The sequence below is a fragment of the Bacillus sp. AL-1R genome (genome assembly GCF_052180195.1).
GTDB lineage: Bacteria > Bacillota > Bacilli > Bacillales > Bacillaceae_G > Gottfriedia.
The window spans coordinates 501,238-527,188 of the sequence record NZ_CP197469.1 but is presented as its reverse complement, the minus strand read 5'-3'; the positions used below and the strand labels follow the sequence as shown (position 1 = coordinate 527,188).

Annotated in this window: 26 protein-coding genes; 9 read left to right on the top strand and 17 right to left on the bottom strand. The window is 33.4% G+C overall.

The genetic code is table 11. The features are described 5' to 3' along the window. Nucleotides 1-294 precede the first annotated feature (294 nt). The 3 genes from ACSBO6_RS02465 to ACSBO6_RS02455 all read right to left on the bottom strand — a co-directional run bounded on the left by ACSBO6_RS02465 (nt 295) and on the right by ACSBO6_RS02455 (nt 5,727). Nucleotides 295-2,079 (bottom strand): acyl-CoA dehydrogenase FadE, encoded by a 1,785-nt coding sequence (locus ACSBO6_RS02465; protein WP_498844101.1) that lies wholly within the window; start codon nt 2,077-2,079, stop codon nt 295-297. 69 nt (nt 2,080-2,148) lie between these two features. Next, entirely contained in the window at nt 2,149-3,324 is a 1,176-nt protein-coding gene (locus ACSBO6_RS02460; RefSeq protein WP_098845681.1) for an acetyl-CoA C-acetyltransferase, read from the bottom strand. Between the two features lie 21 nt (nt 3,325-3,345). Next, the gene (locus ACSBO6_RS02455; RefSeq protein ID WP_498844644.1) at nt 3,346-5,727 is read right to left on the bottom strand and encodes a 3-hydroxyacyl-CoA dehydrogenase/enoyl-CoA hydratase family protein; all 2,382 of its coding nucleotides are present in this window, start codon (nt 5,725-5,727) and stop codon (nt 3,346-3,348) included. A 251-nt stretch (nt 5,728-5,978) separates the two neighbouring features. On the opposite strand from ACSBO6_RS02455, the gene ACSBO6_RS02450 reads away from it, so the two are divergent. After that, a complete protein-coding gene (locus ACSBO6_RS02450) occupies nt 5,979-6,119 on the top strand; it encodes a YuzL family protein (protein WP_098845680.1) in 141 nt (46 codons plus the stop codon). A 178-nt stretch (nt 6,120-6,297) separates the two neighbouring features. On the opposite strand, the gene ACSBO6_RS02445 is transcribed toward ACSBO6_RS02450, so the two are convergent. Further along, the gene (locus ACSBO6_RS02445; protein ID WP_098845679.1) at nt 6,298-7,215 is read right to left on the bottom strand and encodes a proline dehydrogenase family protein; all 918 of its coding nucleotides are present in this window, start codon (nt 7,213-7,215) and stop codon (nt 6,298-6,300) included. Between the two features lie 189 nt (nt 7,216-7,404). Further along, nucleotides 7,405-7,668 carry a DUF2573 family protein gene (locus ACSBO6_RS02440; RefSeq protein ID WP_098845678.1) on the bottom strand — a complete coding sequence of 88 codons (264 nt, stop codon included), beginning with the start codon at nt 7,666-7,668 and terminating at the stop codon, nt 7,405-7,407. Between the two features lie 248 nt (nt 7,669-7,916). On the opposite strand from ACSBO6_RS02440, the gene ACSBO6_RS02435 reads away from it, so the two are divergent. The 4 genes from ACSBO6_RS02435 to ACSBO6_RS02420 all read left to right on the top strand — a co-directional run bounded on the left by ACSBO6_RS02435 (nt 7,917) and on the right by ACSBO6_RS02420 (nt 11,549). Next, nucleotides 7,917-8,720, top strand: coding sequence for a formate/nitrite transporter family protein (locus ACSBO6_RS02435; protein WP_098845677.1), 804 nt, complete (start codon nt 7,917-7,919; stop codon nt 8,718-8,720). A 114-nt stretch (nt 8,721-8,834) separates the two neighbouring features. After that, nucleotides 8,835-9,641: a GDSL-type esterase/lipase family protein gene (locus ACSBO6_RS02430; RefSeq protein WP_286138289.1), complete on the top strand. Its 807-nt coding sequence runs from the start codon at nt 8,835-8,837 to the stop codon at nt 9,639-9,641. 5 nt (nt 9,642-9,646) lie between these two features. Beyond that, complete coding sequence (locus ACSBO6_RS02425) at nt 9,647-10,564, top strand: ABC transporter ATP-binding protein (RefSeq protein ID WP_498844100.1); 918 nt, start codon at nt 9,647-9,649, stop codon at nt 10,562-10,564. Between the two features lie 25 nt (nt 10,565-10,589). Next, nucleotides 10,590-11,549 (top strand): ABC transporter permease, encoded by a 960-nt coding sequence (locus ACSBO6_RS02420; protein WP_286138294.1) that lies wholly within the window; start codon nt 10,590-10,592, stop codon nt 11,547-11,549. A 55-nt stretch (nt 11,550-11,604) separates the two neighbouring features. On the opposite strand, the gene ACSBO6_RS02415 is transcribed toward ACSBO6_RS02420, so the two are convergent. The 7 genes from ACSBO6_RS02415 to ACSBO6_RS02385 all read right to left on the bottom strand — a co-directional run bounded on the left by ACSBO6_RS02415 (nt 11,605) and on the right by ACSBO6_RS02385 (nt 17,908). Then, entirely contained in the window at nt 11,605-12,489 is an 885-nt protein-coding gene (locus ACSBO6_RS02415) for a cation diffusion facilitator family transporter (RefSeq protein WP_098845674.1), read from the bottom strand. Between the two features lie 125 nt (nt 12,490-12,614). Next, nucleotides 12,615-13,313 (bottom strand): tryptophan 2,3-dioxygenase family protein, encoded by a 699-nt coding sequence (locus ACSBO6_RS02410; RefSeq protein WP_098845673.1) that lies wholly within the window; start codon nt 13,311-13,313, stop codon nt 12,615-12,617. A 13-nt stretch (nt 13,314-13,326) separates the two neighbouring features. Beyond that, nucleotides 13,327-13,950, bottom strand: coding sequence for an arylformamidase (gene kynB / locus ACSBO6_RS02405; RefSeq protein WP_098845672.1), 624 nt, complete (start codon nt 13,948-13,950; stop codon nt 13,327-13,329). 13 nt (nt 13,951-13,963) lie between these two features. Further along, complete coding sequence (gene kynU, locus ACSBO6_RS02400) at nt 13,964-15,238, bottom strand: kynureninase (protein ID WP_498844099.1); 1,275 nt, start codon at nt 15,236-15,238, stop codon at nt 13,964-13,966. Nucleotides 15,239-15,410: 172 nt separating this feature from the next. After that, the gene (locus tag ACSBO6_RS02395; protein WP_498844098.1) at nt 15,411-16,205 is read right to left on the bottom strand and encodes an ABC transporter permease subunit; all 795 of its coding nucleotides are present in this window, start codon (nt 16,203-16,205) and stop codon (nt 15,411-15,413) included. Nucleotides 16,206-16,219: 14 nt separating this feature from the next. Then, complete coding sequence (locus ACSBO6_RS02390) at nt 16,220-17,017, bottom strand: DUF2705 family protein (protein ID WP_098845669.1); 798 nt, start codon at nt 17,015-17,017, stop codon at nt 16,220-16,222. A 6-nt stretch (nt 17,018-17,023) separates the two neighbouring features. After that, on the bottom strand, nt 17,024-17,908 hold the full coding sequence (locus ACSBO6_RS02385; RefSeq protein WP_498844097.1) for an ABC transporter ATP-binding protein: 885 nt from the start codon (nt 17,906-17,908) through the stop codon (nt 17,024-17,026). A gap of 159 nt (nt 17,909-18,067) precedes the next feature. Between ACSBO6_RS02385 and ACSBO6_RS02380 the strand changes: the two genes are divergently transcribed. Beyond that, a complete protein-coding gene (locus ACSBO6_RS02380; RefSeq protein WP_098845667.1) occupies nt 18,068-18,661 on the top strand; it encodes a TetR/AcrR family transcriptional regulator in 594 nt (197 codons plus the stop codon). 145 nt (nt 18,662-18,806) lie between these two features. Further along, nucleotides 18,807-19,046: a hypothetical protein gene (locus ACSBO6_RS02375; RefSeq protein WP_098845666.1), complete on the top strand. Its 240-nt coding sequence runs from the start codon at nt 18,807-18,809 to the stop codon at nt 19,044-19,046. Between the two features lie 41 nt (nt 19,047-19,087). Here ACSBO6_RS02375 and ACSBO6_RS02370 read toward each other — a convergent pair whose 3' ends face one another. Next, nucleotides 19,088-20,053, bottom strand: coding sequence for an ABC transporter permease (locus tag ACSBO6_RS02370; RefSeq protein WP_180232890.1), 966 nt, complete (start codon nt 20,051-20,053; stop codon nt 19,088-19,090). Next, the gene (locus ACSBO6_RS02365) at nt 20,046-20,969 is read right to left on the bottom strand and encodes an ABC transporter ATP-binding protein (RefSeq protein ID WP_498844096.1); all 924 of its coding nucleotides are present in this window, start codon (nt 20,967-20,969) and stop codon (nt 20,046-20,048) included. The genes ACSBO6_RS02370 and ACSBO6_RS02365 overlap by 8 nt, the downstream gene beginning before the upstream one ends. Before the next feature lie 93 nt (nt 20,970-21,062). Here ACSBO6_RS02365 and ACSBO6_RS02360 point away from each other — a divergent pair, with 93 nt between their 5' ends. After that, nucleotides 21,063-21,305, top strand: a complete 243-nt coding sequence (locus ACSBO6_RS02360; RefSeq protein WP_098845663.1) for a transporter suffix domain-containing protein — start codon at nt 21,063-21,065, stop codon at nt 21,303-21,305. Nucleotides 21,306-21,629: 324 nt separating this feature from the next. Here ACSBO6_RS02360 and ACSBO6_RS02355 read toward each other — a convergent pair whose 3' ends face one another. Then, entirely contained in the window at nt 21,630-22,214 is a 585-nt protein-coding gene (locus tag ACSBO6_RS02355; RefSeq protein ID WP_098845662.1) for an LOG family protein, read from the bottom strand. A gap of 100 nt (nt 22,215-22,314) precedes the next feature. Between ACSBO6_RS02355 and ACSBO6_RS02350 the strand changes: the two genes are divergently transcribed. Next, the gene (locus ACSBO6_RS02350; RefSeq protein ID WP_098845661.1) at nt 22,315-23,307 is read left to right on the top strand and encodes a Gfo/Idh/MocA family protein; all 993 of its coding nucleotides are present in this window, start codon (nt 22,315-22,317) and stop codon (nt 23,305-23,307) included. Nucleotides 23,308-23,523: 216 nt separating this feature from the next. On the opposite strand, the gene ACSBO6_RS02345 is transcribed toward ACSBO6_RS02350, so the two are convergent. After that, nucleotides 23,524-23,865 (bottom strand): hypothetical protein, encoded by a 342-nt coding sequence (locus ACSBO6_RS02345; protein ID WP_098845660.1) that lies wholly within the window; start codon nt 23,863-23,865, stop codon nt 23,524-23,526. A 154-nt stretch (nt 23,866-24,019) separates the two neighbouring features. After that, a complete protein-coding gene (gene abc-f / locus ACSBO6_RS02340; RefSeq protein ID WP_098845659.1) occupies nt 24,020-25,900 on the bottom strand; it encodes a ribosomal protection-like ABC-F family protein in 1,881 nt (626 codons plus the stop codon). Nucleotides 25,901-25,951 lie beyond the last annotated feature (51 nt).

The following is a 25,951-nucleotide window of genomic DNA, read 5'->3' as shown; positions in this document are numbered from 1 at the left end:
ACAACATTATAGCAATATTCATCACACTAAACCAGTAGAATATTCGTGTTTTTCGACAGTTTTATACAAAAACCGTAAATACTTTTTAAAATTAAACGTAATTTCCTAAACCATTGATTTCCCTTTAAAAGAGTACTCAACTTATACTAGTATGGCACAAGTTATGGCAAAATTATCCTTATCTATTTAAGATAAATAGAAAATATAAAGTTATTTGATTTTGTTAAGGAACCCTCGAAATAGGGCTTCAGGAAGAAAAAACTGCCAATCAACAGATCGGCAGTTTTTCTATTCTTAAACAGTATAACGTTCCTCAGCTAAAACATTTGCTGCAATTTCACGCTTCTTCGCAATGACATTAACAGGCGTATGACGTGTAAATTTACGAAGTGCTGAAGTCATCATTCTTAAAGTATCACCAGACTCTACAGCAACAAGTGTTTCCTTTGCGTGAGCTTCGATTTCATTAAATGCTTCTTGGCAGAATACCTGAGTATAAAGTAACTTTTGGTTAGATTTTTCTAAGCCTACTTTATTGATTGCTTTTTCAGTACGTAGAACTGTCGATTCCATTGCGTAAAGATTACTTACGATATCTGCAATATTTACTAGAATTTCTTGTTCATTACTTAATCCTTTACCGAATTTTTGAACTGCTAAACCTGCAATCATGATTGCGATTTTCTTCGCATTGCGAACTAAATATTTCTCTTGTTCTAAAGGAGCATCGCCAACTTCTTCAGGCATTAACATCATTAATTCTTCTTGAATTTGTTGAGCTTGTTGAAGTAATGGCAATTCTTTGCTCATTGCTTTTCGAAGGTAAGTGCTTGGTACAATTAATCGGTTAATTTCGTTTGTACCTTCAAAGATTCGGTTAATACGAGAATCACGGTAAATACGCTCAATTTCATATTCAGCCATGAAGCCATATCCACCGTGGATTTGCACTCCTTCATCAGCTACATAGTCTAATACTTCTGAACAGAAGAATTTATTTAATGAACATTCAATCGCATATTCTGCTACAGCAGCTGCTACTGCTTTTGGATCTTTTGCTTGCTCTTCCGTTAATTGACTAAAGCGATCCTCAAAAAGTCCTACTGTACGATACGCTGAACTTTCACTTGCATAAATTTTAGTAGCCATATTCGCTAATTTTTCTTGAATTAAACTAAATTTAGCAATTGGTGTTTTAAATTGTTGGCGTTGATTAGCATATGTTGCAGATAATTCTAAAGCACGTTTTGATCCACCAACTGTACCTACAGCTAATTTATAGCGACCAATATTTAAAATATTAAATGCAATAACATGACCTTTACCAATTTCACCTAATAAGTTTTCTACTGGAACTTTTACATCTTCTAAAATCAAAGTACGAGTTGAAGATGATTTAATACCCATTTTCTTTTCTTCTGGACCAGTCGAAACACCTTCATAATCTCTTTCAACGATAAATGCTGAGAAGTGCTCGCCATCAATTTTTGCATATACAATAAATACATCTGCAAAAGCAGAGTTTGTAATCCATTGTTTCTCACCATTTAAAATGTAGTGAGTTCCTTCAGCATTTAATTTAGCAACAGTTTTTGCTCCTAATGCATCTGATCCTGAACCTGGTTCAGTTAATGCATATGCTGCAAATTTCTCACCTGATGCTAAACCTGGTAAATAACGTTGCTTTTGATCATGATTTCCAAATAATACGATTGGAAGTGTACCGATTCCTACGTGTGCGCCTTGAGAAAGTGAAAATCCACCACCACGTGAAATTTTTTCAGTAATTAATGCTGAGCTAATTTTATCTAGAGCAATTCCACCATACTCTTCTGGCACATCTGCAGCTAATAAACCAAGCTCACCAGCTTGTTTTAATAATCTTACAGTCCGGTCAAATTCGTGTTGCTCTAAATATTCTAGTTCAGGTAAAACTTCATTAATTACAAAATCTTCAGTTGTTTTTGCAATTAATTTATGTTCATCTGTAAAATCCTCTGGTGTAAAAACTTTATCAAAAGTCACTTCTGTTGTTAAAAAGCTGCCGCCTTTAAGTAAGTTACCGATTGTTTTTTCCATCGTTAATTCCTCCTATTATCTATTTACTAGTTTGAAGACATGATTCTAACAATCTATTTCGTACAACTATTAAACTAATTCAAATACTCCGGCAGCACCCATTCCGCCACCAACGCACATCGTTACAATTCCGAACTGTTCCCCGCGACGTTTCATCTCATGTAATAGAGATAAAGTTAGTTTAGTACCAGTACAACCAAGTGGATGCCCTAATGCAATCGCCCCACCGTTTACATTTACACGGTCCTCATCAAGACCTAGATGACGAATAATTTGAATTGATTGAGAAGCAAAGGCTTCATTTAATTCAAATATTCCGATGTCAGATAAGCTTAATCCTGCTAATTTAAGAGCCTTTGGAATTGCTTCAACTGGTCCAATCCCCATAACCTCTGGAGCTACTCCAGCAACTGCAAAAGAACGGAATTTTAATAATGGACTTAGTCCTTGGGCTTCAGCTTTTTCGCGATCCATTACTAATACTGCTGCTGCCCCATCACTTGTTTGCGAAGAGTTTCCAGCCGTTACTGAACCTCTCACATTAAATGCTGGTCTTAATTTAGCTAATACTTCAGAAGATGTACCTTCACGAACACCCTCATCTTGAGAGAACGTAAAATTCTTTTCTTCTAATTTATTGTTTGCGTTAACTGTACGTAGCGTTACATCCACTGGTACGATTTCATCAACAAAACGCCCTTCTTTAATAGCCGCTGCTGCGCGCTGATGACTACGTACTGCAAAAGCATCTTGGTCTTCCCTTGAAATGCCATAGCGATTGGCAACTTGTTCAGCAGTATGCCCCATCCCCATATAGTACTCTGGAGCATTTTCTACTAATCTACTATTTAAACGAGCAACATGTCCTCCCATTGGAAGTAAACTCATTGACTCTGCTCCGCCCGCAATAATAGCTTCAGAATGACCTAACATAATTCGTTCACTTGCATAAGCAATACTTTGTAGACCTGAAGAACAATAACGGTTCACCGTAATTCCTGGAACTGAATGAGGTAATCCAGCTAACGCTCCAATATTACGTGCCATATTGAATCCTTGTTCAGCTTCTGGGGATGAGCAACCAAAAATAATATCATCGATTGGACCATCATAATTACCCGCACGCTTTAATGTTTCCTTTACAACCAATGCCCCTAGATCATCTGGGCGAACTGTTGCTAGTGATCCTTTTTTCGCTTTACCTACAGGTGTTCTCGCACCCGCTACAATAACAGCTTCTCTCATGTTCTTCCCTCCATCTTTCGATTAATTACGTAACGGTTTTCCTTTTACAAGCATGTGTTGCATACGCGCTTGAGATTTCATTTCAGAAATTAAACTTATAAATGCTTCACGTTCAATATTTAATAAATACTCTTCGTCAACTAACGTTCCAAATGGCACTTTTCCACCTGCAATTACATACGCTAATTTTTTAGCGATTGTTAAATCATGTTCACTAATATAGCCAGAATAGTACATTGAGTTTGCACCAGCTAATAAAGTTGCATAACCAGACTCACCTACTACCGGTACTTTTTCACGAATCGGAGCGCTATAACCTGCTTCATATAACTCAAGTACTCGTTGTTTTGCTTCATAAATTAAGTGATCTGCATTAAATACTTTGCGATCATCATGATTTAAGAAACCATTTTCAAATGCTTCTTGAGCTGAAGTCGATACTTTTGCCATTGCAACTGTCTCAAATACACGATTTGCAAGAGCTTGTAGGTCAAACTCAACACCTTCTGGAAACTGTTTTAATTGTTTAATGTAAAGCTCTTTACTACCGCCCCCACCTGGGATTAAGCCCACTCCAACTTCAACTAGGCCCATATAAGTTTCAGAAGAAGCAACTACGCTAGCTGCTGGTAAACAAATTTCAGTACCACCACCTAGTGTCATACCGTAAGGAGCTACAACTACTGGTTTATCTGAATACTTAATTTTCATCATTGCTTGTTGGAATCCTTTAACAACCATTTCAATTTCAAAATAGTTGTCATCTTGCGCTTCCATTAATATCATTGCTAAATTAGCACCAACGCAGAAGTTTTTAGCTTGGTTACCAATAACTAAGCCTTTATAATTTTTTGAAACTTCATCAACTGCGAAGTTAATCATTTGTGTAATATCCATACCTATTGCATTGCTTTTTGTATGGAATTCTAAACATGCAACTCCATCTCCAAGATCAATTAAACTTGCACCTGAATTTTGTTTAATAATTCGACCTTGCTCTTTTAAAACACTTAACTTAACTTCTTTTTCATTTCTTACTAGCTCTTCATATTGACCATTATGATAGAATCTAGTAACTCCATTGTCTTTTTTATAAAATGTTTCGTTTCCACTATCGATCATATTCTTAACCCAATTTGGTACAGTTAGGCCTTCGCTTTCCATTCGTACGACCGATTTAGATACACCAATAGCATCCCAAATTTCAAATGGTCCTAAATCCCAGCCAAATCCCCACTTCATTGCTTGGTCAATTCCGACGATGTTATCAGAAATTTCATCAGACAATTCAGCTGAATACACTAATACTGGGCTAATAATGCTCCATAAGAAATTACCTGCACGATCATCAGCGTATACAAGCGCTTTCAATTTATTCGCTAAGCCTTTAACTTGCTTAATGCTTTCAGTTGAAGCTGTTTTCAAGCTTTTTCTTTCTCCATATTCAAATGTGCTTGGATCTAATTCTAAGATTTCTTTACCTTGTTTTAAGAAGAATCCTTGCCCAGACTTACTTCCAAGCCAATTACGCTTTGCCATTTCCTTCATAAATTCTGGAACTTTAAATACTTCTTTTTCTTCACCTTCTACAAGCTCATAAACATTATTTGCAACATGGATAAATGTATCTAATCCAACAACGTCTAATGTACGGAATGTAGCACTAGAAGGGCGCCCAATCATTGGACCAGTAATTGAATCAACTTCTCCAACACTGTATCCGCCTTTTAGCATTTCTTGTACAGTTACAAGTAATCCATAAGTTCCGATCCGATTTCCAATAAAGTTTGGAGTATCTTTTGCTAATACAACGCCTTTGCCTAAAACGTCTTCTCCAAAACTTTTCATAAATGTAAGTACTTCTTCAGATGTATGTTTAGTAGGAATAACTTCTAATAATTTTAAATAACGTGGTGGGTTAAAAAAGTGAGTGCCTAAGAAATGTTTCTTGAAGTCATCCGAACAGTCCTCAGACATAGCTTCAATTGAAATACCTGATGTATTTGAGCTCACGATTGAGCCTGGTTTGCGGTACGCATCAACACTAGCTAATACTTGTTTTTTAATTGCTAAATTTTCAACAACTACTTCAATAATCCAGTCAACTTCGCTTAAACGACTCATGTCATCTTCAAAGTTACCTGCTTGAATTAACGTTAAGTTTTTCTTAGATGCAAGAGGAGCTGGCTTTTGTTTTAATAATTTCTGAATAGCCGTTTGACTAAATCGATTACGAAATTCTTTGGAGTCGGTAGTTAGACCTTTTGCAGCATCTTCCTCAGATAGTTCTCTTGGGACAATATCAAGTAATAATGTTGGAATTCCAATGTTTGCCAAGTGTGCAGCGATACCAGATCCCATCACACCTGAGCCGAGTACAGCGGCTTTTTTAATTTTTTGGATCATATGCATTTCTCCTCCTCATATCTTTGAATGAATACTCATTCACTTTCTGGATAAAACAATCCATTATCAATGAGCCCTCTACTTCCACTATATGATAAATTCTTATTTTTCGCAATAAACAAAAAGTTCGAATTAACAAAAAATTTTATTACGATTAATATTCTTCCTCTGCTTTTTTTATTACACTCCATTTTTTTACTAATAAGTTTATTTAAATAGGTTAGTCTAAGAAATGGAGGTGATAAGATATGAAACGTGAAAGAAATCCATCAAAGGGTGGAGTTAGTGCAGCAAGTGTTCAAGGTAATGCAAGTCATGGAGATCAAAGAGAAGAAAAAGGTAGACAAAGTAACAATCAGCAGTACGGTAAAAAAAATATGGGTCATTAAGCAATTTTCACTCAAATTTAATAGCAAAACTAGGACCTTACATATTCAATCATTTATATGAATAATGTTGTTTTACTACTAACTACTTATCACAAGAAAATCCTGTATAAAGAGAAAAAGGCTGACTAAAAAGGATCCTCACTCAATCCTTTTTAGTTAGCCTCTTTAATTTTAATAATTATTTACTGAACATACCTTTTAATACGAATGCAACGTTTGCAGGACGTTCTGCTAGACGACGCATGAAGTAACCGTACCAGTCAGTACCATAAGGAACATAAACTCGCATATTATATCCTTCTTTAACAAGTTCTAATTGACGCTCTGTACGAATTCCGTATAACATTTGGAACTCAAATTGATCGTTAGGAATATTATGCTCTTTTACTAATTGTTTTGTATACTCAATCATTGCTTCATCGTGTGAAGCAATTGCAGTAAAGTTACCGTTTAATAGGTGCATTTTAATGATTTTTTTGAAGTTTTCATCCACATCTTTTTTGTCTGGGAATGCTACTTCTGCAGGCTCTTTATAAGCACCTTTTACTAGACGTAAGTTTGGTTTTAAACTGTTTAAATCTTTAATATCGTTTTCAGTTCTGTATAAATAAGCTTGAATAACAGTTCCAATATTATCGTACTCTGATTTTAATTGCTTAAAGATACGAATTGTTTTTTCACAGCGAGAGAAATCTTCCATATCGATTGTAACGAATACGCCACTTTTCTTAGCTGCTTCTAAAATACGACGCATATTTGCTAAAACTAGCTCGTCAGAAATATCAAGTCCCATTGAAGTCATTTTAAGAGAACATTGTGAATCTAATTTTTCTTTTCCAATCGCCTCAATTGCTTCGATACAGTGATCAGCCATTTCATTTGCTTCTTCAACTGTATCTACGAACTCTCCAAGATAATCAATTGTTACTTTTAAATTCTTTTTATTTAAATCCTTAATAACTTTTGTAGCTAAATCGATTGTTTCGCCTGCAACAAAACGAGCTGCACCAAATCTTAGGCCATACTTTTTAGCCATTTTAGTTAAAAACTTATTTTTAGACATAAATAAAAAAGCATTCTTCATAACTTGTTCCATTACTCTACCCCCAAAAATTTAACTATTCTTTTCTCTCTATCTATTACTAATGTATCATCTAATGAAATTTGTTAAAACAATTTTTTAATAATTTGTCGAATTTTGTTTATTGAAAAATGTATGCCCTTACTTGATATTATATTATCATAATTAATAGGTGCCGTCATCTTTGAAAATTATGGATAAAATTTATTGTTTATTTTTATTCGCTAAAGCTTCTCTATGCTGGTCATTTAGCGTTTTTATTTCTTTTATTAAATGAACAACTTCATCTTTAGCTTGCGGATATGTATCATTCCAATGTTTTACTAATGCGGGCATTGATTTTGATATGTATGTATACATAACCCACTTTTCCACTTTTGCCTGTTTTTCCTCAGACCAATCTCCTAATAACAATTCCGTATATTTTTTTAGTAACGCATCAAATTTTCCTTCAAATTCATTTTCCAAACGAAATCACCTCTCCATATTATTGTTAAGTTGAATCTTCCTTTTTTTACCTAAAACTGTTTACTATGAGATTATATTATATCTTCAACCACTATTTAGATGATTATTAAAAAATGTAAAGTATAAATAATAAAGCGTATCTATCTGTGCATTTTCATAATTTGTTCATATTTTCACAAACTTACGATCATTTTTTGTTTGTATACTATGTTTGTGTGAAACAAAAAGTACATAGGGAGTGAAACAATTTGGAACAAGTTAGTATAAAATACTGTATTGATTTAGCTCTTAAAAAAAAGAAAATACTGGACCAAAGCTTAATTAAATATTTAACTCGTGCTGCCTTAGCTTCTATTTATATAAGCTTTATTCTGATCGTTTGTTTAAAATTAGCTGAATTATTTAGATTGCAAAATTCACCATTTTCAACAGTCGCTTATCCACTCGCTTTCTCTACAGCTTTAATTATGATTATTTATGGTGGTGGTGAATTATTTACAAGTAATACGATGTATTTTACCTTCTCTACATTAGCTAAAAAAACTACAAAACAAGATTTAGTGAAAAACTGGATTGCATGTTACGCCGGTAATATCATTGGTGCATTTATTTTTGCGATTATTTATTTTTTTACAGGTTTAGCAAAAGATTTTCCTGCTAATCATTTTTTAACAAGTGTAGTTGACCATAAAATTCACGCATCATTTTCAACCTTATTTTTTAAAGGTGTTCTATGTAATTGGCTTGTTTGTCTTGCTTGTTTTTTACCTACAAGATTCAAAGATGATTTCGCAAAAATGCTCCTGATCTTTTTATTAGTTTTTGCTTTCTTCTTCTCTGGTTATGAACATAGTATCGCAAATATTGCTGTCTTTACATTATCATTTATTCTGCCTCACGATGTGCCTTTTACGTTTGGTGATGTATACCATAATTTACTTCCTGTTACATTAGGAAATATTATTGGTGGTTCAGTTGGTGTTGGAGTGGCATATTACTTCTTGAATAATGAACAAAAATTAGAAGTAAAAGAATTAAAACGGGTCTCGTAACCCTAATCTCCTGTCCTCATTTTTTTGTGGACAGGTTTTTTCGTGCAAAACTAATTTTATTATGGTAATAATGATTTTATAAAGAAAATTTTTCCTTTTTTGGTGGTGTAAAATTTGAAATACAATCATTTTGTTCGATTTATCATGTTCATTTCATTACTATGTTTTCTTTTATTATCATATGGCTTCGTAAAAGGTGCTTATACAGTTTTAAATCCTCAAAAAAGCAAACTAATCGTAAATAATAATCCACAAAAAAATAATCAAAATGACAGTGTTCATAAAAACAATACACTGAAAATTGTTGCATTAGGAGATTCACTTACGCGTGGTGTCGGTGATGACGAAGGTACAGGTTATGTAGGAAGATTAAAAACCATTCTTCAAAAAGAATATAAACAATCAACAACGATTACTAATTTAGCGGTTAGCGGTGCGAAAACAGCAAATTTACTTAACGATTTTAAGAAAAAAAATATACAAGAAACGATTGGTTCTGCCGACATAATCGTTCTTTCCATTGGAAGTAATGATTTATTTCCTGGCGCTAATCAACTAAACGAACAATTTTTAAAGACATATCGACCAGATGAAAAAACGTTTAAAAATAATCTACAATCCATTATTAAAGGAATACGTCAAAAAAATCCTTCAGCATCTATTTACGCGTTTGGTTATTATAATCCATTTCATAATGTACAAGGTTTAGATACATCGTCAAGCTTTGTATCGAGATGGAATAATTTACTCGAATTATCGGTGCTTCAAACGAATAATGCATACGTCATTCCTACATTCGATTTATTTTTTAATGAGGAAAAGAAATATTTATACACCGATCATTTCCATCCGAACAAAGATGGATATATTGAAATGGCAAATCGCCTAAGTAGTAAAATAGGAAGTCAGCTTTCGAGGTGAGACGAATGAATAAAGTTCTAAAATTAGAAGGTGTTACAAAAAGCATTAAAGGAAAAGTACTAGTCGATCAAATTTCATTTGAAGTGTATGAAGGGGAAGTGTTTGGTTTTCTAGGCCCAAATGGAGCTGGAAAAACAACAACTATTCGAATGTTAGTTGGATTAATCAAACCAACAAAAGGCACAATTGAAATCGCTGGTTATCCAATTAAAACTCATTTCAAAGAAGCGATGCGACAAATTGGATGTATTGTAGAGAATCCAGAATTATATGGTTATTTAACCGGATGGGAAAATCTAAATCAATTTGCGAGAATGTTAGGAATTAAAGATGATAAAAAAATAAGCGATGTCGTTAATTTAGTAAAATTAACTGATCGAATTCATGAAAAAGTAAAAACGTATTCACTTGGAATGAAACAAAGATTGGGGATTGCTCAAGCATTACTTGGTAGCCCAAAACTTCTTATTTTAGATGAACCAACTAATGGATTAGATCCAGCCGGTATACGTGAATTACGTGAATTTATTCATATGCTTGTAAAAGAGCAAAATATAAGTGTATTTATTTCAAGTCATTTATTAAGTGAAATCGAAATGATTTGTGATCGAGTAGGTATTATAAATAAAGGGAAAATGGTTAGAGTTTCAACAGTAAAAGAATTAGTACAAGAAGCTGCTGAAAGAGTTGAATGGCGTGTTTCTCCAATTCAAAAAGCGCTAGATTTATTAAAAAAAGATTCTACGATTCAAGATATATTAGTAAAAGATGAGCTTATACTGTGCCGAATGTCGCCTCTCAAAATTAATGAGGTCATTCAACAATTTGTAGCAGGTGATATTCAAGTGAATGGCGTTAAAACAATGTCTGAAACATTGGAAGATTTATTCATGGAAATGACTGGGGGCGAAGTTCGTGGCTGAACTAATTAGACTCGTCTTTAACGAAATTGAAAAAATGGTAAGGAAAAGAAGAATACTTGTTATCTTTTTTATTTTAGCAGTGTTAATCCCTATTTTTGTTTATGCTCAACTGCAGCAAACCGAAGAAACAATTAAAAGACTTGGTACTGATAATTGGAAAGTAGCTCTTCAACAAAAAATAGTCGACCAACAAAATAGATTGAACTCATCAGGAATACCTGAAGAATGGAAAAGTTGGTTAAAGGTTCAAATCGATCAAGAGCAATATTATTTGGATAACGACATCAATCCTACTACACCTGGTGCACCTACATTTATCCGAAAATTAATTGAACAAAGTATTGGATGGCTACTGTTACCATTATTGGTCATGGTCATCACGATCGATATGATATCTGGTGAACGAAGCGACGGTACGATCAAAATACTACTAACCCGTCCGATTAAAAGATGGAAGGTCTTACTAAGTAAATACATATCAATTTGTTTATTAATCTCATTTCTTCTCGTTCTATATGGCGTTTTAGCATATGTCATTTCAGGATTTGTTTTCAGTTTTAAAGGATGGACAGTACCTGTGTTAACAGGATTTGTCATCAAAAATAACCAGTTATTAACTGACTCAGTTCAGCTAATTCCCCAATGGCAATACATCATAATGGCCTTTGGACTAGCATGGTTTGTTTGTATGATCATTGGAACTCTTTCATTTATGGTATCCGTACTAGTTCGGACTACTCCCGCTGCAATGGGCATTATGCTAGCCGCTTTAATAACAGGAAGCGTTTTAAGCGGACTTGCTACATCATGGTCAGGGGCAAAATACTTTTTTAGTGTAAACCTTGGCCTTACTGACTACTTAGCCGGCCAACTCCCTTCCATCGAGGGATTAAACATGCAATTCTCTCTTATGAATTTATCAATATGGGGACTATCAGCATTACTAATCTCTTTCATCGTATTTATTAAGCAAGACATGAATTAAATAGAAAAGGGGATCGAAAAAGTTTAATTTCTTTTCCGTTCCCCTTCCCGTTTTTTTATTCCTTACCTACACTCCCAGACCTTAATGGTTCAACATGGATATGAGTATATTTGATACCATGTTGTTCGTTTAAGATTCTTTCAATTTGATCTGTAATACCGTGACTTTTACTCACATCTATTCCGCCATCTACTTCAATGACTACATCTGCGATTGTTGTATTTCCGTACATTCTAGCTCTTAAGTCTACAACTTTATGTACACCTGGTACTTTATCCACGGTTTCAGTAAAGAGATTCATTTCTTCTGGATCGAATCCATCCGTTAGTAGGAGGCTTGCTTCATAAAAAATCTCCCATGCTGTTTTGCAAATGATCACACCTACTAAAATGGCCGCGATTGGATCGATAATCGGATAACCAATTGAAGCACCTAGTACACCAATCGTTGTACCGAAGCTAACTAATGCATCGGAAAAATTATCTTTTGCTGATGCCTCGAGCCCTTTACTATTCGTTCTCTTGGCAACTTTACTGTTATAAAAGTAAATGCCAAACATAAAAATCCCAGAAGCAAATGCCACTACAGCTGCTAGTCTATTTGGTGTCTCATATTCTCCAACGAAAAGTGAACGCATATTTTCAATAATAACCTGTAAACCAACTGACACCATAATAAAAGATGCAATTAAAGTAGCTATTTGCTCTGCTCTTGAATGTCCATATGGATGGTCTAAATCTCTCGGTTTTCTTGCGATTCTTATTCCAATCAATACAGCCAATGTTGCACCAATATCAGTCACATTGTTAAGTCCATCAGCTAAAAGAGCACTAGAATTTGTATAAAAACTAATAAGTACTTTTAAACTTGCGAGAACTAAGTAGGAAATAACACTTAAAAAAGCAGCAAAGTCTAATTGCTTTTGAAGATTTTTCTCCATGAAATCACCCCGCCCTAATAAAAAATCTTATGGGCTTATCATACCCATAATGCAAATTTTCCATTTTAAGTAAAAAAAAACAGAATCGAATACTCGAATCTGTTTTTCCTATTTTACCTATATAATTATAGTGGCTTTGGATTATAACTTGATCCTGTTAAATCTGTTAAGTCACAAACAGTTTGCCATAATTCTGGATAAAATTCAAATCGTACAGCACGCTCTAATGCTTCTGCTGGTACTCCTTTTAAGCTCTTAGTATTCATCCCAATCATGCGACGAACAAGTTGAATATGCAGTCTGCGGAATGATTGGAATCTTTCATCGAAGCAAGTTAATTCTTGCATTAATTGGAATAACTCAAAGTTTTTAGCCGCATCTTGATGTAATTGAACAGGTGTAAGTAAATTTTCATCTAATAAATCTTTAAAAGGCTGCCAAAGTGTTGGACCTAATCTTAAGATTTCATTAAAACCTGGAGAATCTTGACCGCTACCTCTTCCTAGAGCTAAACGAATAATATGATAATCACTTGGGCTCACTAGTTTTACCATATCAAAAACTGCTGGTAAATGTACTAGGTGATTATTAATTCGTTGTAAGTGATGTGTTGCTTTCGTAATCTCTTTAGCACGCATATGTTTATCTGCAAAATGAATAGATTGAATGATTAATTTAAAATGTAACTCAGCAATTTGGTGAACCGTTTGAAAAGTTAATTCATCTGGGCAAAATAATTCTTCCTCAGATTTTTGTAAACTTAATAATTCTTCTGTTCGAATATACTTCTCATAATCTGTCAGTTTTTTTTGCTCTTGTGTCATTTCCCTTTTCCCCCTAAACTAATTTACGTAAAACTGCTCTTACTGGACTACCATCTGCATCTGTTAATGGTAGCGGTAATGCAATAAGTTCATACTCACCTGGCGTTACATTCCTTAAATCAATCGATTCGAGAATATGAATACCGGCATGATGAAGAGCATGATGTGCTTTTAGTTCTTTACTATCAAGTGGATCTACTGAAGGTACATCTACTCCAACTAACTTAACGCCTTTTTCATGTAAAAACTCTGCTGCATCCTTTTCAATATGTGGAATTCTTTCTGGGAAAACGCTATCATTTTTCCATGAATTTGTTTTAATTAATAAACGTTCAACACCATCGAATTGAAAAGCTTCTAAATCTGACTTTTTAATACAATCTACTTCAATTAGCTCGATTACTTTTGCATTCCCTACATATAAATTAGGATCTAAATCTATGACTCTCTTACCATTTTCATCAAAATGAAATGGCGCATCTATATGCGTTCCTGTGTGGGTACTGAAAGTTAACTTCCCAACATTAACAGAGCCACTTTCCTCTTTTGTCCAACTTAATTGGAATGAAAAATTCGTATCACCTGGCCATACAGGCATACCATCTTCCAGCCTTCTTGAAATATCAATTAATGTCATTCACATACACCTCCTAAGCGATGATTTCTCGTTCATTCTTAAATTGTTCATATTGTTTCTCAACCATGATTTTCTTTAAGATTTGTACACTATTCCAAACATCTACATAAGAAGTATAAAATGCAATCGGTGCTAGTCTGATTACGTTTGGTGCTCTAAAGTCAGGTACAATCCCATTTAACTTTAATGCTTTACAAATCCTTGCTGCATCATCATGTTCAAGACAAACATGTCCACCACGTTTTGTATCCTCGAGTGGATTACCAATTGTAAAATCGAATTCGCTTAATTCTTCATTGATTAAGTTCATTAAATAAGCTGTACTGTGTAAAGACTTTTCACGAATTTTCTCAATTGTAGCTTCTTTATACATTTCAAGTGAGCCAACAAGCGGTGCCATGCTTAAAATATGCGGGGTACCGATTTGATAAGCACCAGCTGTATCAGACGGAACAAATTCATGCTTCATATCGAACTGCTTTTCTTTATTTGAACCGAACCAACCAGCTAAACCAGGCATAGTACCAAAATGTTTTTCGTGAACGAATAAGCTTCCCACTCCACCTGGTCCACTATTTAAATACTTATAATTACACCAATAAGCAAAATCCACGTCCCATTCATGGAACTGATGAGGGATTGCGCCAACAGAATGGCATCCATCAAAACCGATTATGATTCCACGCTCATGTGCAGCTTTTGTTAATCTCTCTATATCTAATAATTGTCCGCTACGGTATAAAACTGTAGGAAGTATAATTAAGGCAATTTCATCAGTCATCGCTCCAATAATATCTTCTTCTCTAATCGTTCGACCATCTCGGCTTTTCACTTGAATTAAATGAGTTTCTGGATCGAAGCCTTTTAATTTTAATTGACTTTGAATAGCATAAATATCTGACGGAAAATTTAATTCATCCGCTAATATTTTCGTTTTTTGACCATTAGGGTGATAAAAAGAAGCAATTAATTGATGAAGATTTGTAGTCGTTGAACCGGTTACAATTACTTCATTCTCTTTTGCCCCAACTAGCGGTGCACTTAATGCTCCCAATTTTTCTGCAAAATAATACCATGGATGATCACCCTGCATCCATCCATCGATTGCAAGTGTCTTCCATGAATCTAATAAATCTAGTAAACTTTGTTCTGCTCTTTTAGAAAGAAGTCCTAGCGAATTTCCATCTAAATAAATTGTATTAGGTTGTAAATAGAACTCACTACGATATTTTGATAATGTATCTTTTTGATCTAGAAATTCTGCAAATTCTTTTGTTGGTTGAAACATCCCCTCGTTTTACCCCCTTGCAAGAAATAACCTACTATATTAAAGGTATTGCGATTAATAATATATGTCAATATTTTCTGAATATAATTTTTAATAAAAAAAGTGTCAACAAATCCTAAATATCCCTATCTTAGATTCTGACACAATTTTTTCTTCATTTAATTTTTTTTCCTTACAAATGTAAGTCCCGTTTCTTATAGGAAACATATGTGACTATGATTAATATTAAAATTAATCCGATCGAAATAGTTAGATAAATCCCATCAAATCCTCCACCATACATCATATCTTTCGCTTCAAAATACTTAAACGGTGTAAAAAATTTTAACCCCCTAATCCGATCATTCAAATCAATTGCAATAGATAGTATAAATGTGATTAATAGAATACCAGTTGCATAAGAAGCAGCCTTTTTGGAATTTTTACAAACTGCAGCTATAGCCGAACCAATTACTAAAAATAATAGTTGTAAAATAAACATCCCGATCATTACCACTGCTATATCACCATTTACATCCTCACCTTTACTATACTTTCCTACGATTAGTACACTGGATATCCACGTAATACCGTTAAAAATAAGGATGTTTACTAAAGCACTCAATAATTTAGAAGTTATGATCTTCATTCTAGAAATTGGTTTTACAAATAAAAACTCTGCCGTTTTATCTCGCTCTTCTTTAGCAAATATATTAGCGCCCAGCATTGCCGCATGAATTGTTCCCATTAAATATAAATATAAAACTAAAATGCCAAAATAGCCGCTTGCCTTTGATAAATCAAGTGCTCCTGAGCCCATTATCGCTTGAAGTGATTTCGGCATTTGATTAAAAAGGTCGGTTATTTGTCCATTGGAAGCTGTAGCTTTATATTTTGCCATTCCACTACCTACTAAAAAGACGATTCCAATACACCAAAATATAATCGATTTGCGATATGTCTTCATTTCTCTTAAAAATAGATTCATATTCATCCTCCCTCCTATACCGCGTGAACATCCTTTTTCTTATAAATCACATAGCTTAAAAAGATTGATAGAATAATAATTCCAATCGATACAATTAAAAATTGTGATTCAAATTTTGAATGAGCAATTATATATTTCGGTTCAAAATATTTAAAAGGTGATAGAAAACGTTTGGCATTACTTTCATCAGTAGCCACTATCATTCCAACTACAAAAAATCCGAAAACAATAGCAAGTGAAATGGATAGTACTGCTTTGATCTTTTGAAATACAACTGATATGAAAATGCCTATTCCCAAAAATAGTAGCTGCATAATAAACAACGACACAGAGAGTAAAATCATTGACTTACTACTAAAAGCATCCGTTTTTACATGCTGAGCCATCATAATAGATGTTACTAAATAAAATACATTTGTAATCGCTAAAGAAACAACACCTGCAAAAATCTTTGAAGTCATAATCTTTGTTCTAGTAACTGGCTTTGTTAAAAGAAAATCTGCTGTTTTTTCACGTACTTCTTTTGAAATAATTGAAGTACCTAAAACCATCGCTTGAATCGCACCACAAAGAGAAATATAAATAAATACATAGGAGTAAAACCCTAAAACATTCCCAAAACTCTCAATCTCAAGTCCAAGTGCTTTTCTTACCCCTTCTGGATAACCCTCCAACACTTTTGAGAATTCTACATAGTCCTTTGCAATAGCTGGGAATAGAGATAAGAAAAAAACAACAATTGCCATTAAAGAAGCCGTCCAAATGAAAGTGGATTTCCGATAAGCTTTTAATTCGTGTAAAAAAATATTCATTGCTTATTAGGCCTCCTTTTCATAATAATGTAAGAAAATTTCCTCCAGGTCAGGCTCTTCTATCCATAAATTTTCAATTTCGATTTCCGCTATTTTCTTTAATACAATATTTATATTGCCTTTATAGATAAAGCTAATCGTTTTACCTTTGACCGAGATATTATTTACACCTGGCATATTAAAGAAATTTGCATCTACTCCGTTTTGACTATCTATTTTAAATCGTTTGTAATTGTTATCTTGTAATGTGCTTATTTTTTCTACTGTAACAATTTCACCTTCTTTAATAATTGCAACTCGATCACATAATCGCTGAACTTCGCTTAAAATATGAGATGAAAATAAAATCGTTGCCCCTTTTTTGTTTTCTTCTTCTAATAAGTCAAAAAATCTTTGTTGCATTAAAGGATCGAGACCACTTGTCGGTTCATCCAATATGATTAACTTCGGTTCATGAAGTAATCCTTGTACAATCCCTACCTTCTTTTTATTCCCTAAAGATAAATCATCAATTTTCTTCGTTAAATCGAGGTCCATTACTTCAGCTAATTCTTTCATTCGTTTCATGCAATCTTTTTTATAAAAACTAGCTGAGTACTTTAACAAATCCATCACTTTCATATTGTCATAGTAAAAAACTTCAGAAGGCAAATAACCAATTTCTTTTTTTATTTCTGGAGCAAACTGTACACAGTCCTTTCCAAATATTTTAGCACTGCCGCTTGTAGGATAAATTAACGAAAGTAACGTTCGAATTGTAGTTGATTTACCTGCACCATTTGGACCAATGAATCCGAATATTTCTCCCTCTTCTATATTGAAGCTTATATCCTTGATTCCCCTTGAATTGCCATAGGTCTTCGTTAAATTCTTAATTTCAATCGCGTACATAAATGAACCTCCCGCTTTGTTTTGAAATATTTCATTGTGAATATTACAAAACTAGTATATACCTCAATCCTAAAAAAGAGAATATGTTTTGAAATAATTTTAATAAAATATTTCAAAACATGATATACTATTGTATAGATAATCACGGAGGTATCAAAATTGGACGGGTATAAAAAACGAACTCTGCAGAAGATGGAGAGCATTGAAAAAAGTACAACCAAACTATTGTCACTACCATTAAATGATATAAAAATAGCTGATATTGCAAAGTTAGCAAATGTATCACAAGTATCAATTTACAATTATTATGGTAGTAAAGAAGCCCTACTAAAGGCGACAATAATTCGATTAATGGATCATCAATACGAAGAAACAAAACAAATGCTTTCAAGTGATATTCCTTTTAATGAAAAAATTAAGGAGTTATTTATACGAAAGAAAAACGGTCTTGATATTGTGAATCTAGGCATGTTTACAGCATTAATGAAAAAAGACCCTGAACTTCAAGAGTTAGTTTTAGATTTTACAATGAACAAATCATTCAAATTGCTGACCTCGATAATCGATGAAGGACGTTCACTAGGATTAGTTCGAAGTGAGGTTCAAAACCAAACATTATTAATCTATATCCAAGTCTTGAGCCAAGCTTTTTTAAATATGGACCAAACAACTTCACAATATCTCCAACAAAAAGAAGTAATAGATGAAATTATGAATTTATTCTTATATGGACTTCTGAAACAAGAAGACTAATAAAAAAAGCATCTTTGCTTCGGCAAAAATGCTTTTTTATTTGGAATATTCTTCTAGGTAAACTTATCCATATATTTGTATTAACTTACCCTTTTTGTTCATAGAATGGATTACTACTATTTATTCTAAACTCTTGGAGGAGTATATGCGCAAAACGATTCGATGGCTTAAGGAAAATTGCGATGAAATTAAAAGAGGCTTAATTGGTGGATTTACAATTTTTTGTCTAGCAACTATTTTTTTTACAACAGATTCATCTGAACAATACAACCAAAGCGCATGTTTAAAATGGGAGTATAACAACTCTGCACAAATCAACGTCTGCTCGATTTATAAAACATCTACAACTAATACGATTCCATACGGATCAATGCTGAAGCAGTGATAAGAATAGAAAAAGGATAAGTTATTTCCTTATCCTTCTTTCTATTGCCCCGCAACGTCTCTCTTCTTAAAGAGTTCACCAGCAGTAACAAGAAATATCAAAATATATATAACCAATACTGCTATAGAAAATTCAATTCTCATGCCGTTTTCAAAATTGATCCCCTTTGCGTAAACTGTTAAATCAGTGTGCATAAACGGTAAGAATTTTGACCAGCTTTTTGTTCTTAATAAAGTTCCTATTACATCTGAAGTTGCAAGTAGGATTATGCTGATTAACAAAGAAATACTGCTTGTCCTTAAAACTGTTGATAAAAAATAAGCAACGGCAACAAAGAACAAGTATGGTAGTAGATTAATTAAGTAATCTTTTAGTAAGCTTGGTAAAATTCCTTGCTCTACTACATGGTTATTGACATATTGTAATATCGGTTGAGTACTAAAATTTAAACCATTTAATACACTACCTATAATAAATGAGTAGATTATGATTGCAAAAGAAAAGATGAAATATAAGATCACCAAACTTAAAAATTTCGCATAATAGATCATCCGTCTTGTTGATGGTTTAACGAGCAAGAAATTAATCGTTTTCCATTGATGTTCTTTTGACATCATATTACTTGCAAAATATAAAAGGAGGATTCCGATAAAATTCGTTACGACTGCACCTTTTTTCATAAAGTCCAACAAAGTGTGTTGTTGAATCGGTGAAATATTATGTGCGAGACGATACTTATTAATCTCATATATCTCCTTTTGCTCTTTTGCAAATGCTGGTATGTCTGAAGAGTTTTGCTCTTTTAATACTTCTTCTATTTTTTTATTTTCTATTTTTAATTCTGTCCTCCAGTTTTTTGCTTTTGCTGCTCCGCTTTCCTTTTCTACATAATCCCATCTTCCAAGAACAATAATTGGGATAAATAGTAAAATTAACGTTATGATAAATGATTTTTGGACAAATATTTTACGTAATTCGTTTTCTATTAAGCGAATAAAATTACTCAATGACATTTCCTCCTGTCAATTGAATGAACAAATCTTCTAGCCTTTCTTTTTTGCGAGTTACATAATAAATCTCAACTCCAGAAAGTACTAACTCTTTCATTAATGAAGGAATTTCTTCCTCATCAATTTCAACAATCATTGAGCGATCATCAATAATGTCAATTTTGTACTTGTTATCTTCGTTTGTAAAACGACTTTCAAAAGCTTTCGTACTTTTTACAACTATTTCTATAAATAACTTCTCACCACTTTGATCATTCAGCTCAATTGATTCAACAAATTGACCATTTTGAATAATAATTGAGCGATCACAAATCAGTTCTATTTCAGATAATAAATGACTAGATAGTAGAATTGCTGTTTGTTCAACCTCAGCAATCTGTTTTAAATAATCACGGATTTCCCTTACTCCAGCCGGGTCCAATCCATTTGTTGGCTCATCTAAAATTAAAATGGAGGGATTATGTAATAACGCTTGAGCAATTCCTAATCTTTGCTTCATCCCTAGAGAATAAGTTGAAAACTTTTTATGTATGGCATTCGAAAGTCCAAGTAAATCAATTACCTCTAGCACTCTCTCCTTTGTAACACCCTCTAACATTCGAGCAAAATACATTAGATTTTTATACCCACTATAAAAAGGATAAAATGCTGGAGTTTCAATCATTGCTCCAATATGTCTGATTGATTCTTTAAAGTCTTCTTTAATCGAATTACCTTGGATATAAATCTCACCACTTGTGATACTAATAAGCCCAACAATCATTCGCATTGTTGTCGTTTTTCCTGAACCATTAGGCCCAAGTAAACCTAAAACTTCACCTTTATATAACTCAAAACTAATATCTTTAATAATCTTCTTATTGCTAATCGTCTTATTTACACTTTTTAGCTCAAGAACAATATCTCGATTCATCTTGAAGCCTCCTCTTACTAACTTTAAAGTTTTCCCCTTCCTTTTCTTAATAATTAATGCTATTCTCATGGAAGGAATTGAAAGGAGAACTTTATGAAAAGAATACCATATTACTTAGTATTTGGCTCATTTATCCCATATTTATTAATCTTTGCTTTACCTTTTTTGCCTGTTTCTGGTAGCTTAAAAGCTGGTCTGATCGCTTTATTAGTTATACTTGGCGAAGGAATGTTTTGGATTGGCGGAGTATTTGTAGGTAAAGATGTTATGACAAACTATCGTAAAAAATTGAGCCCGGCAAAATGGTTTAAAAATAAAAGAAAGCAAGAAAATTGATGAATAAAGGGATGCTCTCATAAGAGCCTTTTTTTTTATGCAAAATGTGGATGTGGATAGAATACGGGTATAATGTTAATTTGTTAATAAAGTTGTGAGCAATGTTTATAAAGTAGTAATTTTTTATCCATAAAGTCATAAAATTCAAATTCAGATGGATGTCGTGTGTTGATAACTAGTAAAAACAGATTGAAAAGTTCGACTTATGCGGAAAATTGTGGATAAAGTTGTGAACTTCCTTGCTCTAGCCCCCCTAAATCTGTAAGAATTTCATAATAAAACGCAAAAAACCCACAAAATTGTGGGTAGACAAATTACAAAAACTTATTTGCCTTCTAATTGCTTCCATTTATTTTGCATAACAGGTGGCTCATAGTTTTGCATTCGTTTTAGTAGTTCGTCTGCGTTTTCTGCAACAACAAATAATGAAAGTGTATTTTCGTTCATAAATCCTTCTTTTACAGCATGTTTAAGCAAATCTAATACAGGACTAAAGAAGTTATCAACATTTAATAAACCGATTGGCTTATTGTGGATTCCAATTTGTGCCCAACAAATAATTTCAAATAATTCATCGAAAGTACCAATCCCACCCGGCAATGCAATAAACCCATCAGACATTTCGTTCATTAAAGCTTTACGCTCATGCATTGAATCTGTCTCAATGAATTGCGTTAGCCCTTTATGAGCAACCTCTCCACGAAATAATCCACCAGGCATAATGCCAATGACATTTCCACCTTGTTTTAAAGCTTCATTTGCGATTTCTGCCATAATCCCTAGTCTTGATCCACCATATATCAAATCTATATTATTACTAGCAAATAAGGCACCTAGTTTTTTGGCTTGAAGACTAAATGACTCTCTATTCCCAAGATTTGAACCAGCATAAACACAAATTTTCTTCATAAAATGTCACTTCCTTCGATGTATTTTTCTTTATTTTAACATATCTTTCGATTAGGATTGTAAAGATAAAGTTAACTAATTTTTTTTAGGGGTTGAAAAAATGAATTTAGGTACCATTGGAACAAGTTGGATTACAGAAAGTTTTATCGAAGCTTCAAAGGACAGTAAATTGCTTAATTTAACGGCGATCTATTCTAGAAATGAAGAAACAGCAAGAGCATTTGCTACAAAGCATAACGCTCCTAAGTTTTTTACTAATATCGAAGAGTTAGCAACAAGCCCTGATATCGACATAGTATACATAGCATCACCAAACTCTTTGCACTATGAACAAAGCATTTTATTATTAAAAAATAAAAAGCATGTCATTTGTGAAAAACCAATTTTCTCAACAATTAATGAATTAGATCATGCCTTTAAAGTTGCAGAAGAAAATGGAGTTTATTTATTTGAAGCAATTCGTAACTTCCACTCACCAAACTTTATAGCTTTAAAAAAAGGTCTAGAAAAAATCGGCCAAATTAGAAGTGCCAATCTGCATTATTTACAATATTCTTCTAAATATGATGCATTCCTAAGAGGTGAGAATCCGAATGTTTTCTCTCCCGAATTTTCTGGTGGGGCATTAGTCGATTTAGGTGTTTATCCAATTTATGTAGCGATTGGTTTATTTGGAAAACCAACCTCCTTAAATTATACACCTGTTAAATTACGTACTGGTATTGATGGCAGTGGTACATTAGTGCTAAATTATAAAAACTTCACTTGCAGCATTCAATGCTCTAAAGTCTCTCAATCATATATTGAAAGTGAAATTACTGGTGAAATTGGATCTTTAGTTCTTGATAAACCATCTCCAATATCAAAAATTACTTTGATTAACCATAAATCAAAGCAACGTGAGTCATTGGAAGTTAGTCAAGTACCAAATGATATGCTATATGAAATCCAAAATATTACTAGCATCATAAAAGAATCAAATCAAACAGAATATGAAAACTTAAAAGAACTTAGCAAACTAGTTTTAACAGTAACTGAAACTGCAAGAAAGCAAGGCGGAATAGTTTTCGGAGTTGAAAATAAAGAAAACTAGCCAATTAGCGAGCCGCCTTAGGTGAAGCTAGAGGCTTAGTTGCACTTATACTTAATTCCTAAAATTGGCATCTAACGTCGAGTTTTCTTCTGCGTTGCCAATTTATACTTTCTAGTAAAATTAATAAAAATACCAGTAATCCAATCAGATGGATACTGGTATTTTTTTCTTTTTATGTAAAAGCTGATTAAAAAGATTAATCAGCTTTATTATTTTTTAATATACAACAATCCATCCAATCCCCGGCACAAAGTACCATCTTCTACCATGCAGAATATAATACCCTCCTTGCCAATAACCTCCCGGCCCAGGAAAACCATGTCCTGGTCCATGTCCTGGTCCGTGTCCTGGTCCATGTCCTGGTCCGTGTCCTGGTCCGTGTCCTGGTCCATGTCCTGGTCCGTGGCCTGGCCCATGTCCTGGTCCGTGACCTGGTCCGTGTCCTGGCCCATGTCCTGGTCCGTGTCCTTGGCCTGGTCCGTGTCCTTGGCCTGGTCCGTGTCCCGGTTGAGCATACCCTGGTCCAGGATATCGACTATATAGTTCATCAAACATCATGCACTCACCACCTAAATAGAATCATATCCTTATAACTTATTAATCCTAATAAAGACATGAGCAAGTACTAAGACATTTAACTAACATTATTTAGAAAATTGATGCTTTTGCCTACAAGTTTACTTTAACCCTATGTTAAATACGACCAATTCTTTTATTCAACACATTCTTCAAGTTCTTTATATAAACTAATACTTTTTAACTCTAATTCTTCAAGTTCTCGATGATAATCCTGTAAAATGTTTAGATCATTTTCAAGCAACATTTGTTTATTAATTTCGCTGATTGTTTCTTCTAGTGAGTAAATTTCATTTTCAATATCTTCTATCTTTCGCATTTTTGTTTTTAATTTTATCGGTTTAGCGTACGAATTTGTTTTGATTACTTTTTCTTTTTCACGATTATTTCGATAGACCGTCATTTTTTCTTTCGCAATTTGGTATTCATCAATAAATTCGAAAAGCCCACCATTTTCCAACCAATAAATTTTTGAAAATAGCTTATTAATAAAATAACGGTCATGCGAGACAGCAAGAATCGTTCCTTTGAATTTTTCAAGAGCATCTTCTAATACTTCTCTAGATTCAATATCTAAATGGTTAGTAGGCTCATCTACGATTAATAAATTAATATCTTGATACATGAGTTGAGCCAATCGTAATCTCATTCTCTCTCCACCACTAAGTTGACTTACTTTGCGATAAACCATATAGCCATAAAATAAAAAGCCAGCTAAAATATTACGAGCTTCACCTTCTGTAACATGTACTTCCTCTCTGAATTCTTGAAGTACGGTGTGATCTGAATGGGCTGGTTCGTAATGTTGTGATAAATATCCAATCTTAACATTACTACCTAGCTTAATTTTTCCTCCCTCGATAGATGACTGACCTAAAATCATCTTTAACAAAGTTGATTTACCTGTTCCGTTGTCACCTACTATAACTGCTCTTTCGCCATAGTATAACGAGAAGTTAAGTTGATTAAATAAAACTTTGTCCGCAAAGGATTTTGAAAGATTTTCTGCAACAATTACATCTTTTCCACTACGACTGGATTCCTCTAACTGAAATGCCATTTTCTTTTTTTGTAATACCGGACGTTTTAGTCTCTCAATTCTCTCTAACGCTTTTTCCATACTTCTAGCTCTTCTATGCAATCCAGCATTCGGTGGATTTGCTTGATTAGCCCATTCTCTTAAGCGCTTAATCGTTTCTTTCATTTTTTGTATTTTCTTTTGCTGCTCTTCATAAGCCTGGAATTCTTTTAGTAATCTTTCTTCTTTATGAATAACATATTGTGAATAATTCGTATGATAGACGTTAATTTCTCCATCTTCTAATTCTAAAATATGATTAACTACCTCATCTAAAAAATAACGATCGTGCGAAATAACAATGATCGTTCCTTCATATTCCCTTAAGTATGAACCTAACCATTCAATAGCAGATAAATCTAGGTGATTCGTTGGTTCATCAAGTAATAATAAATCAGGTTGTTGTAAAAGGACGATTCCTAAGCCAATTTTTGTTTTTTCTCCCCCGCTTAAAGAAGAAAATTGTTTAGTAAGTAAATCAGTGATACCTAATCCATTAGCAATTTTCGCAAGCGAAGCCTCCATCTCGTAACCACCGTTATTACTAAACTTCTCTTGTAATGATCCATAACTTACTAGCAATTGTTCTAAAGTCCGTTCATCTTCCGTATTAGACATTTTTATTTCTAATTGCTTCATTTCATTTTCTATTTTTCGTAATTCTTCAAAAACAGTTAATAAAACATCCCTACTAGTCATCTCATCTGGAAAAACAGGAATTTGAGCCAAGTACCCTGTTTTTAATCCTTTTTTAAAATGAATTGAACCAGAATCAGGTGATTCTATACCCGTCAAAAGTTTAAAAATACTAGTTTTACCGCTTCCGTTTGCTCCAACTAAACCTACACGGCTACCTTGATGTATTTGAAATGTTAAATCCGTAAAAAGTGAATTTCCACCAAACATTTTTGAAATTTTATCTATACTACATGCGATCATGATACATTCTCCTTCTATTTTCCGTACCAATCCATACAAAAAAGCCATAGA